The organism is Isoptericola sp. MSGPD8_1_ISO-PGPR-S23-394 (assembly GCF_058072785.1).
In genome coordinates this window covers 3,877,553-3,893,723 of sequence record NZ_CM176517.1, presented here as the reverse complement: position 1 = coordinate 3,893,723, position 16,171 = coordinate 3,877,553, and the positions used below count along the sequence as shown (strand labels likewise).

11 protein-coding genes are annotated in these 16,171 nt (G+C 66.2%); 7 read left to right on the top strand and 4 right to left on the bottom strand.

Annotated elements, in window-relative coordinates; all coding sequences use genetic code 11:
- The first annotated feature begins 84 nt into the window (after positions 1-84).
- From AC3RJ8_RS17880 to AC3RJ8_RS17855, 6 genes are all read left to right on the top strand, one after another.
- Complete coding sequence (locus tag AC3RJ8_RS17880) at positions 85-3,006, top strand: hypothetical protein (protein ID WP_489713895.1); 2,922 nt, start codon at positions 85-87, stop codon at positions 3,004-3,006.
- Positions 3,006-3,680 carry a hypothetical protein gene (locus AC3RJ8_RS17875; RefSeq protein WP_489713894.1) on the top strand — a complete coding sequence of 225 codons (675 nt, stop codon included), beginning with the start codon at positions 3,006-3,008 and terminating at the stop codon, positions 3,678-3,680. The genes AC3RJ8_RS17880 and AC3RJ8_RS17875 overlap by 1 nt, the downstream gene beginning before the upstream one ends.
- A gap of 2 nt (positions 3,681-3,682) precedes the next feature.
- Positions 3,683-9,472, top strand: a complete 5,790-nt coding sequence (locus AC3RJ8_RS17870; protein ID WP_489713893.1) for an RHS repeat-associated core domain-containing protein — start codon at positions 3,683-3,685, stop codon at positions 9,470-9,472.
- On the top strand, positions 9,448-9,972 hold the full coding sequence (locus AC3RJ8_RS17865; protein WP_489713892.1) for an immunity 26/phosphotriesterase HocA family protein: 525 nt from the start codon (positions 9,448-9,450) through the stop codon (positions 9,970-9,972). The genes AC3RJ8_RS17870 and AC3RJ8_RS17865 overlap by 25 nt, the downstream gene beginning before the upstream one ends.
- 679 nt (positions 9,973-10,651) lie before the next feature.
- Positions 10,652-10,888: a helix-turn-helix domain-containing protein gene (locus AC3RJ8_RS17860; protein ID WP_489713891.1), complete on the top strand. Its 237-nt coding sequence runs from the start codon at positions 10,652-10,654 to the stop codon at positions 10,886-10,888.
- The gene (locus AC3RJ8_RS17855; RefSeq protein ID WP_489713890.1) at positions 10,888-11,136 is read left to right on the top strand and encodes a helix-turn-helix domain-containing protein; all 249 of its coding nucleotides are present in this window, start codon (positions 10,888-10,890) and stop codon (positions 11,134-11,136) included. The genes AC3RJ8_RS17860 and AC3RJ8_RS17855 overlap by 1 nt, the downstream gene beginning before the upstream one ends.
- A 135-nt stretch (positions 11,137-11,271) precedes the next feature.
- On the opposite strand, the gene AC3RJ8_RS17850 is transcribed toward AC3RJ8_RS17855, so the two are convergent.
- From AC3RJ8_RS17850 to AC3RJ8_RS17835, 4 genes are all read right to left on the bottom strand, one after another.
- A complete protein-coding gene (locus AC3RJ8_RS17850; protein ID WP_489713889.1) occupies positions 11,272-11,793 on the bottom strand; it encodes an HNH endonuclease in 522 nt (173 codons plus the stop codon).
- 92 nt (positions 11,794-11,885) lie between these two features.
- Complete coding sequence (locus tag AC3RJ8_RS17845; RefSeq protein WP_489713888.1) at positions 11,886-12,533, bottom strand: DUF6308 family protein; 648 nt, start codon at positions 12,531-12,533, stop codon at positions 11,886-11,888.
- A gap of 172 nt (positions 12,534-12,705) precedes the next feature.
- Complete coding sequence (locus AC3RJ8_RS17840; protein WP_489713887.1) at positions 12,706-13,125, bottom strand: hypothetical protein; 420 nt, start codon at positions 13,123-13,125, stop codon at positions 12,706-12,708.
- Positions 13,122-13,733 carry a hypothetical protein gene (locus AC3RJ8_RS17835; protein WP_489713886.1) on the bottom strand — a complete coding sequence of 204 codons (612 nt, stop codon included), beginning with the start codon at positions 13,731-13,733 and terminating at the stop codon, positions 13,122-13,124. The genes AC3RJ8_RS17840 and AC3RJ8_RS17835 overlap by 4 nt, the downstream gene beginning before the upstream one ends.
- A gap of 615 nt (positions 13,734-14,348) precedes the next feature.
- Between AC3RJ8_RS17835 and AC3RJ8_RS17830 the strand changes: the two genes are divergently transcribed.
- Positions 14,349-16,133, top strand: coding sequence for a hypothetical protein (locus tag AC3RJ8_RS17830; RefSeq protein WP_489713885.1), 1,785 nt, complete (start codon positions 14,349-14,351; stop codon positions 16,131-16,133).
- The last annotated feature ends 38 nt before the right edge of the window (positions 16,134-16,171 follow it).

The window sequence follows — 16,171 nt, the reverse complement described above, 5'->3', positions numbered from 1 at the left end:
GGGTGATGAATCAACCTGAGGGATGAAGGTTTGCGTCAACGACTGGTCCAGCGGACCACTGGTGTTCTTGTCGGTGCTGGGCTGGTGAGCTCGGTGGGTCTGGTGGGTGTCGCCGGATCGGCGGGCAGCGCGTCGGCTGCCGAGGTTGCCTGCCTGTCGTCGGTAGCAGACGTCGACCTCGCGGTGGAAACCGCGGAAGCATGCGGTGCGGACGTGGAGGTCACGTCGTTGCGCACCGAGTGGGACACGGTGTATGCCTCGGCGGAGGGCGGGACGCGGGTCGATACGTCGGTGGGTGCGGTGCGCACGCAGGTCAATGGCGGCTGGTCGGCGATCGACACCTCGATCCGTCCGTCCGGGTCTGGTCGGTTGGAGGTCGTGGCGCCGGCGTTGCCGATCTCCTTCTCTGACGGGACACCGGGTCAGCCGTTGGCCACGATCGAGCGTGACGGGCAGGTGTTGGAGTTCGACGTGCCGTTCGAGCTGACCGAACCGGTGGTTGACGGTGATCAGGTGACCTACGCGGAGGTTTTGCCGGGGGTTGACCTGATCGCGTCGGTCGACCCGGACGGTACGGGCTTCTCGGAGGTGCTGCGGGTGGCTTCGCCGCAGGCGGCGGCGAACCCGGTGCTGGCCGAGCTGGACTTCCCTGTGGTGGTCTCTGAGGGGTTGGAGGTCGTACCGGCCGAGGGCGGGTTCACTGCCACGGATGCTGCGGGCGAGGCGGTGTTCACGAGTCCGGCGCCGTTGATGTGGGACTCGGGTGAGGCTGCCGGTTCGGTGGAGGGCGAGCCGGCGCCGGTCGGGACGCTCAGCTCGATCGATGACGCTACCGGCGAGACGGGCGGCGAGCAGGAGGACGGGCTCTCGGTCGATACAGGTGGGGTTGACCCGACGCGGGCACCTGCGCAGGACAGCGCGGTGGCGCAGATGCCAGTCGAGCTCTCGACGAACACGGTGACGGTAACTCCGGATGCGGACCTGTTGTCGGATCCGGAGACTGTGTGGCCGGTGTTCATCGATCCGTCGGTGTCGGGTTCGCGTCATGAATGGACGGCGATCCGCGCGGGCATCTCGTCGAACTACAAGTTCTCCGGTGACGAGGGGATGGGGTTCTGCGACGTGTCCACGAGGTCGTCGTGCGGTGAGGACTTCAAGAGTCGCCTGGTCTGGGAGTTTCACAACGTCGGTGGCGGCGTCATCCAGCCACTGGACAAGTCCGATCTGATCTCGGCGACGTTCAAGGCGTACGGCACGCATTCGTTTAGCTGCAACGAGTACTCGGTGCGTGCCTACATGGTCAAGAACATCGGGCCGGGCACGACGTGGTCGTCCAACACTGGCTGGACGGAGGGGAACTTTCAGCAGCGGCAGATGGTGGCGCACCGGTCGTCGTGCCCCTCGTCGAGCATGAAGCCTCACTGGGTCGAGTGGGACGTAATGAATGCTGCTGAGCACCTGGCCGATGAGGGCGGGTACCTGTCGATCGGGCTCAAGGCCGCCAAGGAAGACACGATGAGCCGGTGGAAGCGGTACAAGTGGGACGCGAAGCTGTCGATCAAGTACAACCAGGCGCCGAAGAAGCCATGGAACCTGGAGGTCCAGGCCTCAGGGGACAACGAGCCCCTGGCATGTGGTTCGAGCACATGGATGCGCGATACGACACCGACGATGCGGGCCAACATCGGAGACCCGGACGGCAACCGGGTGCACCACAACTTCAACGTCAAGACCTCCGGTGGATCGCTGGTCTACAACGGACCGACGTCGGGATCGTCGTACGCGAACGGTTCGCAGGTATCTCGCACGGTCCCCTCCGGCGAGGCGCTGGGCACCGGTAGCTACAAGTTTCAGGTCCAAGCCAAGGACACCGGCGGGCGGTGGGGTCCCTGGGCGTACTGCTCGTTCAAGATCGACGTGACCAGGCCCAACACACCGACGGTGACGCCGGTCGCGGGGCAGCCTGCGGTGTATGAGCCGAACGTCGAGACCGGCGGCATCGGTGTACGCGGCAAGTTCGCGATCGGCAACAACGGCTCGAGCGACGTGAAGTACTTCAAGTACTCCTGGGACGACGCCACGAACCTGAACAAGACGCTCAGCGGATCCTCGGGCACGATCGCCTACGACCCGACCACGCCGGGCCCGCACACGCTGCGGGTGAAGTCGATCGACCGGGCCGGCAATGCCAGCGACGTTCGCACCTACAAGGTCGACGTCTCACCGCCGCGTGAGGACGCGGCCTGGGAGCTGAACGAGGGCTCGGGCGCCACGGGCGGCGACTTCTTGCAGCGCCAGGACCTCGACCTGAGCAACACGGGCATGTGGATCGACGGGCCGTTCATCGGAGACAAGCCTGAGGATCGCGCGTTGCAGTTCGACAGCACGTCGGACACGGCACAGACGCTGGGCCCCGTGGTGCGCACAGATGGCAACTTCGTGGTGGGTGCGCACGTGCGGCTGGACTCGCTGGGTTCGTATGCGGCCGCGGTGAGCCAGGACGGTTCGCGCGATTCTGGGTTCAAGCTCGGGTATGCGCCGTCGAGCGGTTGTCCTGGCAGTGCGCCGGACGGGTGCTGGCGGTTCAGCATGCACGCCTCTGATGGTGGGTCGTTGGTCTCGGCGCATTCGGACTTCCAAGTCGTGACCGGCAAGTGGATGTACCTGGTGGGCTACTACGACCAGGATGCGGATGAGATCGCGGTCAAGGTGTGCGATCCGGCTCCGGTGGATGATGACCCGTTCGACGGGCAGGACCCGGTCCGGTTCGACACCGTGACGGCTGCGTTCACGACGCCGTGGTTCGCCAAGGGGGCGTTCCAGGTCGGGCGGGGCAAGCATCTGGGTGAGCACACCCAGTACTGGCCCGGCGCGGTGGACAACGTGCGGGTGTGGGAGGGCCAGAAGCTCGACGCGGATGACGCCAAGGTGCGCCGCATGTGTGAGGGCGCCCCAATGGTCTCGACGGTTCCTCGTGAGGACCCCAACGACCCGACGGAGCCGTGATGCGCCGCCAGCAACAACGTGATCTGACAGTGCACGGCACGGCTCGAACCGGGCGAGGTGGCCCGATGAAGGGAAGCATGATGGCGCCGAGAGCCCGGCGGGTCACAGCAGGAGCAGTCACCGGAGCGTTGGTCGCGACGTTGTTGGTCGCGATGCCGACAGCGGCCAGCTCGGAGGAGCTGACACGCGCAGAACTGGCGGAGCGTGCTTCGTGGAGCGAGGAGGAGCGCCGCGCCCACGGCGAGGACCTGCTGCCTGAGTTCGAGGACCTGGCCCAGGTGCCGTCGACCACGGTGAAGAACGCCGGTGCGCCGAGTGAGGTGGAGCCGATGCTGTCGGCGGCGCCGGGTGAGGTGTCGTGGCCCGGCAAGGGCGTGGCGCAGGTGGGCGTCGGTGCGGCCTCGGAGCGTGGCAAGGTCGGCGACCTGCCGGTCGCCGTCGGTCCGGCCGAGCGCGACAAGGGTGAGAAGGCCGGACGCACGTCGGACGGCGAAGCACCCAAGGCCGAGGTCTCGGAGCAGGTGCAGGTCGAGGTGTTCGGGCGCAAGGCTGCCCGCTCGGCGGGTGTGGCCGGTGTGCTGCTGCAGGTGCGAGACACTGCTGGTGAGGGCGGCCCGTCAAGCGCTTCGGAACGCTCCGGGCGGAGCCGGCAGCGGTGCAGGGTGTCGAGCTGAGCGTGGACTACTCCGACTTTGCTGACGCCTACGGTGGTGGCTGGTCGGACCGGTTGCGGCTGGTCGAGCTCCCGGAGTGTGCGCTCACGACGCCCGATGAGCCGGAGTGTGTGGTCGGGGAGCCGGTGGAGTCGGTCAACGACCCGCACGAGCAGACGGTCACAGCGACGCTGGTCGAGCCGACCTCAACGGTGATGGCGTTGGCCGCAGACACGTCGGGCTCTTCGGGGGACTGGTCGGCGACGTCGTTGTCGCCGTCGGCGTCGTGGGGCGTGGGGGGCAACACGGGCAACTTCTCGTGGTCGTACCCGTTGCGGGTCCCGCCCGCCCCGGCTGGTCCGCAGCCCGACCTGGCGCTGGGGTACTCCTCGGCGTCGCTGGACGGGCGCGTGGCCTCGGCGAACAACCAGTCGTCGTGGATCGGTGACGGTTGGGACATGTCGTCGGGCTACATCGAGCGCAAGTACGTGCCGTGTGGCAGCGATGACGGCGACGGTGCGAACAACTCCTCGCATCCGACCGGGGACCTGTGCTGGGACTCGGACAACGCCACGATGTTGTTCGGTGGCAAGGCGGTCGAGCTGGTCAAGGACAAGACCACGGGGGACTGGCTGGCCGAGGACGATGACGCGACCCGCATCGAGCGGCTGACCGGCGGGCAGAACGACGACAACGACGGTGAGTACTGGAAGGTCACCACGACCGACGGCTCGCAGTACTTCTTCGGTCGTGGGCAGCGTTCCGGGTCGGATGACACCCAGCTGAACTCGGCGTGGACGGTTCCGGTGTACGGCAACCACGATGGCGAGCCGTGCCATGCCTCAAGCTTCGCGGGGTCCTCGTGCCGGCAGGCGTGGCGCTGGAACCTGGACTACGTCGTGGACACCTCGGGCAACACGATGACGTACACCTACGGGGTCGAGACGAACCGGTACGGCAAGAACGACAACTCCTCCAGCGTGTCCTATGACCGCGGCGGGTGGCTGAAGTCCATCGAGTACGGCCAGCGCAAGGGATCCGAGACGCAGTCCAAGGCTCCTGTGCGGGTCGACTTCAGTGTCGCGGAACGGTGCCTGAAGACCTCGAGCCAGGACTGCGACACCCTCAACGACGACTCGGCCTCCGACTGGCCCGACGTGCCGGCAGACCTGATCTGCTCCTCGTCGAGCTCGTGCCCTGATGCGACCTCGCCGGCGTTCTTCACGCGCAAGCGGCTGACGACGGTCACCACGAAGGTCCTGCAGTCCGGGTCCTACCAGGCGGTGGACTCCTGGTCGTTGTCGCACACGTTCCCCGACCCGGGCGACTCTGAGGACCCGATCCTGTGGCTGGACAAGGTCACCCATGCGGGCAAGGTCGGCGCCACGACGACGCTGCCGGCGGTGGACTTCGGTGGCGTGCAGATGGCGAACCGGGTCGACCCCTCGGGCACCTTCATGCCGATGAACCGCTTCCGGCTCGCCACGATCCGCTCGGAGTCCGGGGCGATGACCACGGTCACCTACTCGGGCGAGGACTGCACCACCAACGACCTGCCCTCGGATCCAGCGACGAACACCCGCCGCTGCTTCCCGGTGCGCTGGACGCCCGAAGGATTGACCGAACCGATCACCGAGTACTTCCACAAGTACCTGGTCACCGCCGTGGTCGACGACCCGCGCGGGTTCCTGCCCGAGCAGGTCGAGACAACCTACGACTACATCGGGGGCGCCGCGTGGCGCTACAACGACGACCCGATGGTCAAGAAGAAGGACCGTACCTGGGGACAGTTCCGCGGGTACGCCACAGTCGACGTCACCCAGGGCGAGGCGGGTAGCTCGACGCCGGGCCGCACCCGAACCCGGTACTTCCGCGGCATGGACGGTGACCGCGACACCTCGGGTGGGACGAAGTCTCGAAGCGTGGACGGCATCACCGATCGTGATCAGTTCGCCGGGATGGTGCGCGAGCAGATCACCTACAACGGCACCGGCTCCACGGTCGTGGAGAAAGTGGCCAGCACCCCGTGGCGCTCGTCACTGAAGGCCACGGACGCTGACGGGCGCAAGGCCTACCAGGCGAGCACCAAGGAGATCGTGACCACCACGGTCGCGCCGAGTCTGCCCGACGGTCAGCGAGTGACCAAGAAGGTCAACACCTTCGACAGCTACGGCATGATCACCCACGTCGACGACCTCGGCGACACCAGCACCTCGGCCGACAACGAGTGCACCCGCATCACCTACAACCGCAACACGACCAAGCACATCATCAATGCCGTGCAGCGCACCGAGACCGTCGCGGTCAAGTGCGCCACCACGCCCTCGCGGCCGGCCGACGTCATCTCGGACACCCGAGACTGGTTCGACGGCTCCGGGTATGGCACAGCACCGACAAAGGGCCTGGTCACTCGCTCCGAGATGCTCAAGGCATACTCTGGCAGCACGCCCGCCTACGTCCCGGCCGCGCGGACCACATATGACGCGCTCGGCCGCGTCACGTCGGTCAAGGACGTCCTGGACCGCACCGCCAGCACCACTTACACCCCTGCCGGGGCAGGAGCGGTCACGTCGGTCCAGACCATGAGCCCCGACCCTGACGGGTCGGGGCCGCTGAGCGCGCACGTGACCACCACGGACATGAACCCGGCATGGGGTGTGCCCGTGAAGGTCACCGACCCCAACGGGAAGGTCACCCAGGCGACGTACGACGCGCTCGGACGCCTGACCAAGGTGTGGAAGCCCGGCCGGGACAAGGGCTCTGACACCCCGCACGTCGAGTACTCCTACACGGTGCGCTCCAACGGCAACAACGCGGTCACGACCAAGACCCTGGACGCGAACAACAACTACCGCACCTCGGTGGCAATCTACGACGGACTACTGCGCGAGCGGCAGACCCAGAGCGACGGCGCCAACCGCAACACCGGCGGCCGGGTCATCACCGGCACCGTGTACGACTCACGCGGGCTGGTGGAGTACGAGATCGCCGAGTGGGCCACGAGCGGGGCGCCGGCGACCACGGCAGTGGCTGCCACCGCTGCCGTGCCGACCCGCACACACTTCGACTACGACGGCGCCGGACGCGTCACCGATGAGATCTTCGAGGTCAACGAGGTCGAGCAGTGGCGCACGACCACCAGCTACGGCGGTGACCGAGTCACGGTCGACCCCCCGGCCGGTGGCACTCCGACCACCTCGATCTCCGATGCCCGCGGACGCACCACCACGCTGCGTCAGTACCTTGGAGGATCGCCCAGCGGTTCCCACCAGGACACCAGCTACGACTACGACAAGACCGGCAACCTCACCGAGGTCAGCGACGTCGAGGGCAACGAGTGGACGTATGAGTTCGACTTGCTTGGCCGTCAGATCGAGGCGACCGACCCGGACAAGGGCACCACGACGTCCACGTTCGACGACGCCGGACAGACGCTGACGACCACCGACGCGCGCGGTGAGACCCTCGCCTACGTCTACGACAACCTGGGGCGCAAGACCGAGCGACGTAGCGGCTCTGTTACGGGTGACCTGCTGGCCTCCTGGGAGTACGACACCGTCGCCAAGGGGCAGGTGACCTCGAGCACCCGGCACGTCGGCTCGGCCAAGTACGTCACCGAGGTCACGTCGTACGACGACGCTTACCACCCCTCCGGGCAGAGCGTGACTCTGCCCTCGGCCGAAGGAGCCCTGGCCGGCACCTACTCGGCGAGCCTGCACTACACCGACTCGGGCCACTACCGCGGTGCCGCGCTGCCAGACCTGGCGAACCTCAACGCCGAGAACGTCGTGACCTACTACGACGAGGCCGGCATGGCCGAATGGATGTCCGGCGGGGGTGGCAAGGGCGTCTACGTCGCGACCACCCGGTACACCTCGACCGGGCAGATCGAGGCGATGGACCTGGGCAACACCCGCTCCTTCGTCGTGACCAACGACTACGACCCCGGCACCCGTCGGCTGACCAGCATCAGCCTGGATCAGGAAGGTGTCTCCGGTACCGACCTGGCCGCGAGCTACACCTACGACGATGCGGGCAACGTCACCCGCATCAACAACAACGCCACCGCTGCTGGCGCCCCGGCGCGCGACACCCAGTGCTTCGACTACGACGGGCTGCGCCGCCTGACCTCGGCCTGGACCCCGTCCAGCGGGTCATGCGCTACCACCAAGTCCGTGGCGGGGCTCGGCGGGCCGGCCAAGTACTGGACCGACTACACCTACGACCCCATCGGCAACCGCACCCAGGTCACCGAGCACACCACTTCTGGTGCCACCACGGCGGACTACACCTACCCCGACGCCGGGCAGGCTCGACCCCACGCGGTCACCGAGGTCACCCAAGGCAGTGATGTCAGCACCTACACATACGACGAAGCTGGCAACACCACCGAGCGAGACCTCACAGGACAGACCGCACAGACCCTGACCTGGGACCCCGAGGGCGAGCTGACCGAGGTCACCCAATCGGGCAAGGCTGCGGCGAACTTCGTCTACACCGCCGACGGTGACCGACTGATCCGCAAGCAAGACGACACCACGACGGCCTATCTACCTGGCGGACAGGAGCTCACCCTGACGCCCGGTGGTACCAAGAAGGCGACGCGCTACTACTCCTTCGCCGGCCAGACCGTCGCAGTGCGCGACGGCACTGCCTTCGACGACGTGTCCACCCTGGTCGGGGACCACCACGGCACCGCCGGACTGTCCATCACCAACGTCAGCGCCACCACCACACACCGCTACAGCACACCGTTCGGCGACACCCGCGGCACCACCCCCGCCACATGGACCGGCGACCACGGCTTCCTCGACAAACCCGAAGACACCACCGGCCTGACCGCCATCGGAGCCCGCTACTACGACCCTGACCTGGGCAGGTTCATCTCCGTTGATCCGGTCATGGACCCTTCGGACCCCCAGCAGTGGCACGGATACGCCTATTCGAACAACAACCCCGTCACTTGGTCCGACCCCACAGGGATGTGGTGGGAAGCCCTCCCGGTCGACAACCGCGTCAAGGCCGGTCCTGTCACTGCGTCGCGGGACTCCGCAGATGGTCTCCTCGGCGGGCCTTCATGCCGCTACGCGTCCTGCGACGGGCTCGCAAATGGTGGTGAATTCGAAGACCCCTACTTCAGCAACGGAGCTGGCTACGAACTCCAGCAAGCCGTCACAAAGGCGCGCAACACTCGCTTCAATGAAGAACTAACACCTGGCACCCTGGAGACCTTGGCTGACATTGCTCAGGCTCAGGCATATACCGCACCGCAATGGGTGCACACGGGACTCGACACAGTTGGATTGGTGCCAGGTGTGGGCGAGCCGGCTGATCTCGTCAACTGTCTCCTTTACGGGTCAGGCGGCGACACGACCAACGCCGGAATCTCATGTGGCGGCGCGGTCACGGGCATCGGATCTGCGGCCACCGGTGGAAGACTCATTGCCAAGAGTGGTGCCGACGCTGCGCTCGGCAACATGCCCGCGCTTCCCAAGGAGCTCGCCGGAGGAAAAGCCGAGGTTGTCATCTATAAAGGAATCGATGACAGCGGAACCGAGGTCTATGCCGGAATCACCAACAACTTCGAAAAGCGATCGTATCAGCATCGCGACCGAGACTTCACTCCCGCGAAGATTAGCGACGAACTTCTTACGCGTGGTGAGGCTCGTTCAGTCGAGCAAGCGCTCATTGTCCGCGCCCGAGAGGGCGGGCTGAACTATCAGAATAAGAGAAACGAAATATCGCCGAAGCACGATTACTACCTCGACGCTGTAGTATGGGGAGAATCATGGCTCCAGCAGAGAGGGTTGTAGTGGTAGACACTCGCACCAACCTCAAGGTCCTCAAGCCGTCGCGCAAGAAGGTTCGGCGTGGCGACATGTTCCGCATGCAACTTCCGGATAACACCTACCTGTTTGGCAGGGTGATCGGCACGCCGGAAGACACTGACGCGCCACTAATCGGGCCTATATACTTCATATACATCTACTCCTACCGGTCCACCACAGGAGAATTGCCTGAGCCTGGCTATTTGAGCCCCAGTGCACTGCTGATCGCACCAGTATTCACCAACAGGCTAGCTTGGACCGATGGCGTATTTGAGACTATTTGGTCTGCAACGCTAACCGACGAGGATAAACTCAATCAGCACTGCTTCTGGACTCCCAATCCTGATCGCTACTACGACGAATTCGGGAATGAGTTGGCGGAACGCTCGGAGCCATGCGCGTTACTTGGCGTGACAAGCTATAGGACAATCGACGACCGCATCAGCAAGGCGCTTGGCATTCCGCCCTTCACGGGGCGGGGCTGACCTAACCTGACGTCCGCGAGGGATTTGATGTACCTCGGTTGCCACTAAACTTGGAGCATTTGACCCTCCTATCGCTGAAGCCAATTCGCCTGCATCTGCCCAGCTCGGGCACCGGCGCTGGCCGTCTGAGAGGCGGTAGGTGTTCTGCGGGGTGTACTCGTGCCCCTGCGGGCAGTGGGTCTTGGCGCGCTGGTGCTCGGCACCGTCCCTGCGCGCGAGGTCTCCGTTGCGTCGCAGGCGACGCGCGTGGATCCGGCAGAGTCCTGAGCGTGCCCCCGCCGAGTGCCTGCATCCCTCGACGGGGCAGGGCAGCGGTGTCCGGGGGCGCCGGTAGGACGCCTCGATTTCGGCAGCGAGTTCCGACGTGATCTGCCAGCGGGTGCCGGTCCTGGTGAGTCCTCGACGCCTGAGCGCCTTGCGGAGCGCCTCAGGGCTGATGTCGAGCCGCTCGGCCAACTCGCGCGGCGTCTTCACCTCGTCCATACCAGGCAGGGTGGTGCGCCCGTGATAGCGGATCCGGGCACCGCTGCTGGTTGTGGCCCGTACCGTCTTCACCAGGCATCGCGCGTCCAGCCGTGAATCGCTCAGAGTCGTGTTCGCGGAACGGTGCCCCGTGCGCCATCGGCACCGACGCTGCCGTCAGCGACACGCATCCGGTGGTGCTGCCACAATCGCCCCCGTGACTTCCTCGCCCCGCTTCCTGACCGTGAAGAACGTCGCCGACGAGCTCGCGATCACTCCCGCCCAGGTCTACACGCTCCTGCGCTCCGGAGATCTACCGGCGATTCAGGTCGGACCGAAGAAGGTCTGGCGCATCGAGCGCACCAAACTCGAGGAGTACATCGACGGCCAGTACGCCGCGGTGCGCGAGGCAGTTGAGCGCGGCGAGGTCGCCGAGGAGGAAGAGGACGAGTAGTGGCATACCCGTCTCGCCCCGTCCTTGAAGTCCTGGCACAATTCCGCGGCGACCTGAAGAACGGCTACAACCTGCACCAGCTGCGATGCTTCGATGGCTTCGTCGCCGAGCAATACACCGCCGGCCGCTCCCTGCGCGAGATCGGCGAACTGACCGGACGCACGCAGACCGCCGTGCGTCGCAGCCTCGACCGCACAGGGACGGCGCGCCGGGAGCGAGGCGCCCGGCGAATCAACGACGCGACGTAGGCAGAGCCGCCGGAAGACGTCCGCACAGCAGGGTGGACGGGTGAGCCGACTCGTGCCTCTTCGTGCCGCGTGCACTGAGATCGTCAACGTCGACAGGGGGCGCCGGGGCGCCAGGGCCCTCACTCCCGGCGGGTGTCAGCGCGCTTTGGTTGCGCGCATCCAGGTCATCTCGGTCCCGCTCAGCTTCGGTCGCCCGGCGGCGATCCATGCCGGTTCGTAGAGCTCGGTCAGTCCGCGCCAGTGCGGGTCTGCAGGGTCGCGGAGCTGCCAACCGAGCTCCTCGAGCCGCAGGTCTCCCTTGCGGCGGTTGCAGCCCCAGCAGGCAGTGACGAGGTTGTCCTCAGCCACGGGATCACCGCCGCCTGCGATGGACTGGACGTGATCCAGTGTGGCGGAGCGTGAGACGAAGGCGGGGTGCGTCTGGTCGGACTTCCAGTTCGGGTGCATGGGGAACTCGTCCGGGAAGAGCCTCGACAACAGCCGCATGACCGGGGTGAGGACGGTCTTCTCTCCGCAGTAGCGGCACTGGTAGCAGTCGCGCGCATAGATCCCCGCGATCACCGACGTCGTGGGTATTCGTTCTGGGCGCTGCGGCACAGGCTCGTACTGGATCTCTTGCAGCACCGACCGCGCGCCCTCGAGTTCGCGATCAGCCACGTGTTGCAGCGCTCTTTCGAGCGTCTCGGGGTAGGGGTCGTCAAGCTGGCGAGGGCGAGGCGGACGCGGTGCGTTCGCGGATCCCTGGTCCATCAGCCGGCTCTCCAAGCCACGGCATCGAGAAGACGCAGATCCGTCAGCCGAGCCATCACCTGGACCGCAGTGTCCTCGTCGGCGGCCAGCCGGGCGCACACTTCGGCGAGTGCCCGGGCGTTGCTCTCGTCGATGAGGTCCTCGCGGATAGCTGCCCAGTTCAGGCGTCGAGCGCCGAGGCTCGGGTGACGGCGAGCAGCCTCGACTGCAGCTGGCCCGTAGGCGGCCAGAAGCCTGCTGTCGAGGATCGGGACCAGAGCAGGGCGCTTGAGGTGCAGCACCTTGTGAACCTTGGCGATCGCCACGCCCCTCGGTGCTGCGGTACCGAAGTGTTCGTAGAGGGCGATGGCTGCCGTGTACAGCCCGTCATGCTCGGCGGGGTCCGCGTCTACCAAACTCGCGTCGGCAGGCACCGCGCTCCACGGGGCACTGCCGGCCCGCTCGACGAACCAGGCGCTCTCAACTTTCGAGATGCGGCTCGCGATGATGCGCGTTCGCGTCACCTCATCCGCGCTCAGAACGTCGGCCTGGCCTGAACCGCCCAGGTCGTACCTCGCGACGGTGCCGCCGTAGCGACGCGCGTACTCAGACAATTCCGTGAATGGGTCGGCGACCGTGGTCCCGGCGACTGTCATCTGCGACGGCATGCCACCACAGTGCCAGAACGACAGGTGCGCCGTCCGCATCTCTCGCCACGCTGCAGGGGCTTCGCCCTCGTTGAGGCCTGCACGGACGCCTTCCAGCAGCTATGCGGCGCCGAACCGGATCCGCGCTGCGGACGACTCGGCTCCCCCTCGCTGCCGACCGAGCCCGAACGTGTCAGGGCTGGGGCGCGTCTGTTTGCTCGACGCTGAACTGTCCTGCACGCAGCAGGCCCACTACTGGAGCCGGGACTTGGATGCGCGACGCTCCAGCGAAGACCGCTTCACGCAGGAACGGGTAGACAGCCATGATGCCGACTTTCTCGACGAACTCGGTCTTGAGCGCTCTCGAGATGTCCAGCTTCTGTTGGGCGGTGTATACCACCGCGGAGTCGGCCACCAGTTCGGCTTCGGCGGTGCGCACAGTCATGCGTGCACGCACCTCCATCGCGTTGTCGGCCTCGCCGAGCATGACCTGAAGTTGCTGGGCTGGCTCGCCTTGGTCGACTCGCCGGGCGGACGATTCGTAGGGGCGTACCTCGGTCAGTTCGACCAGGTCGACCAGCTCCAAGATCGTGTCGACGTCACGTGTGCTCACGCCGCGGCGCCGATGTTGGAGAAGATTCGGTCGGCGCCCGCGATGCGCTCCTGGGTGGTGTCGGGACCCATGTGGACCTCGAAGGTGTGCCCGATCGGCTGGAACGGCTCGGCCATCTCCACGGCACGGCGGGAGGTCTCAATCTGTCCAGCGATGCAGGCGTGGTCGGCGCGGGTGGGGTAGGCAAGTTCGTCGCCGATCGCGGCGAACGTGGAGGGATGCACCTCGCGCAGCCAGTCGAGCACCTCGCCCCACAGCCACAGGCCTCCGCCGGCGAAGAAGTAGGGGGTGGGGAATGGAGTCTTGGCCTGCCGGTCACCGCGCGTCCAGTTACCGACTGCTTGGGGGGTCACGCCTGTGCGTTCGGCGATGTCGCGGCGCGTGACGACGTCCTCAATGCAGCGCAGCACCGTGCCGCCCGCTTGCTCTACGGCGATGCGAGCGTTGGTCGCTGCGCCAAACCCGGTCTCCCCGAACCCGGACACGGTGACGGTGGTGGCCGGTCCGAACGCTGCGATGGAGGCGTCGGTCTGCTCGACGATGGCGTCCTCGACCTCGTCGGTGAGACCGGCGACCTCGAACGTGAACTCGTACTCTCGATCCGCCATAGGCCTAGTACCGCACCACCTAATAGGTGTTGTCAACATGAAACAGGGGTGCGGGGCGGAGATCACATCAGACCGTGGCGGTCCGGGCACTTCGCGGCGTCACGCTCCAGTCGCCGAGCGGCCGTACCAGGGCTGCGGGGGGTGCCATCGACCCGGAGCCATCCGCGCGTGATGGAGTCCTCGGTACACGGGCAGTAGATGCGGAACTTGTGGCCCTGCCTGCGCAACCGCCATCCCGCAGCCATCAGAGCTTTGACGACATCGAAGACCTCGCCGTCGATCTCGCGGCGCACCGAAGCGGCAGAATCGATCCAGTCACCTGAACCCACCGTGTCCACCCGTCTTCGAACACCGAACATTGCCGCAGGTCACACTACCGACCCGGTACCGACAGTTCCGCCCGCAGGTCGTGGGGAACGGGCAGCAGCCCATGCCAGCACCTCCAGCAAGTACTTCCCACCCGCGCAGTAGCCGCTGGGCCGCTGGGCCTGGCGAGCTGGGACCGGAGTGGGTGAAATCTGCGGGAGCGCATGCGAACACGACGCCAGCGGGACTTGACCCCGGCTCTCGGCTGTACCGTGACGAAGGGGGTCGATCCTGATGACAATGGTGTCCATGCCGGAGCAGGCAGCGGCAAATGACGAGGTCGTCGACCGTGGCGGGTACAGGCTCGCGCTGCGTCCGGTCTCGGCTGGGTGGCGGACAGCTGTTGCCGACGAGGCCGCGTCGTGGCTGCGTGAGAAGAGCATCGACCTGGACCTGACGCGCGACGCACGCGCCACGGTCGACGGGCGTCTGATTCGGGCGATGCACCACCGCAACAGCGGCATCGATGCCTTCCTGCTCTCGATGACCGAGACGAACGATGGCGGCACGTTCGTAACGACGGTCCTTGCCATCGACGACCCCGAGGACCCGTGGCTGATGGTCCGCGTGGCTCGGGACCGCCCTGGACTGGTCCCAGCGCCGCGCCTCGCCGGGCGACTACTCGAACGCATCGAGATGCATGATGGCGGGCACCCACTGGCGGCCTCGCCGCAGTTGGTGCACCCAGGAGCTCTCGATGACTTCGTCGGACGGCTGATCGACCCGAAGCGACGTGGAGTAGTGCTCGCGATCGGCTCCGGCGACACGATCACCCCGGCATTGATCACACCGAAACTCGCGGCGTGGACCCGCAACACCATTGGTCTCGCCGCGACCTTCGTGCTGACTCCCGATGCGACCACCGAGTTCGCCCGACTCGCCGGCTCGTACAGAGTGCCGGAAGGCACCATCCGCACCTTCCGGCGGGGCGTGGATCTGGCCGCGCCCTCCCTCTCTCGCACCCACCGCATGCTGTCACCGCGCACCGTTGCCAATAGCGAGGACTGGCGGGTGCGCAAGCTGCTCACCTCATTCGTCCGTACGCCCCTCAGCGTTCAAACTCTGCCGTCGAACTTGGCGCGTTGGGACCGGACCTTTGATCGGCTCCTGAATCGAGAGATGACCAGCCGGATCGTTGTGGCACGTCCACGCCCGTCGGGGCAGGCCGTCACGCAGGAGACGGCCGAGCTTGAACGGGTACGTATGGCGCTCGGCGTACCGGACCTGGCGGACACGACGCTTACGGACCTAGTGGAGGCGGCCACCGCGCCCGTAGTCGACCAGGCGGCCGTCGATGAGATCGACAACAAGCTCCAAGACCTGCAATCGGAGAAAGAGTCCCTCGAAGACGAGCTGGACACATCTCGGAAGGCCGAGTGGCAGGCGCGCCAGGAGGCAGTCGAAGCAGATGAACGCGCGTCTGAGGCCAGCTTCGCCCTGCGGAAACTGCAGCGTCTTCTTCGGGAACGCGATCTCGACCCGTGGTCCATGGCGACGGAGGCTGAGCAGCTCGCGCCCGATGCTCCCGGACCGCCAGGATCGTGGAGCGACCTGGCTGACCGGGCTGGCGAGTGGTCCGAGTTCGGAGTTCTCATCACGGCTGACGACCGCTGTGTGCGTGAGATGGACGCTATCGACGACGACGGTCGCGCACTGAACGCGGTCCACGACGCACTCTCCGCGCTGGCGGGGTATGTGCGGGCACGGCGTTCCGGTGATCACGAACAGGACTTCGGTCGATACCTGGAAGCGCAGCCTGCGGGATACGCCATGTACCCACCCGGCCGCTTCGCCCCGACGGAAACCGGATGGACCAAGCAGCACTACGGCCACGAGCGCGAGCGGCCGGTCCCCACATGGGTGAACTCAGCGGGCATCGCCACGATGAACGCGCACCTGCGGCTGACGAAGATTCCGAAGAAAGACCCGCGGGTCTACTTTCTCGAGGCGGTCGACCCTGACGGCCGTTTCGTCGTGATCGTTGGCTACATCGGTCCACATCTGACGAACCGCGCGACCTCTAGCCTGAACTAGCACGTCGCGGAGCCTGCCTCGGGTGCTCCGCGCCCGCA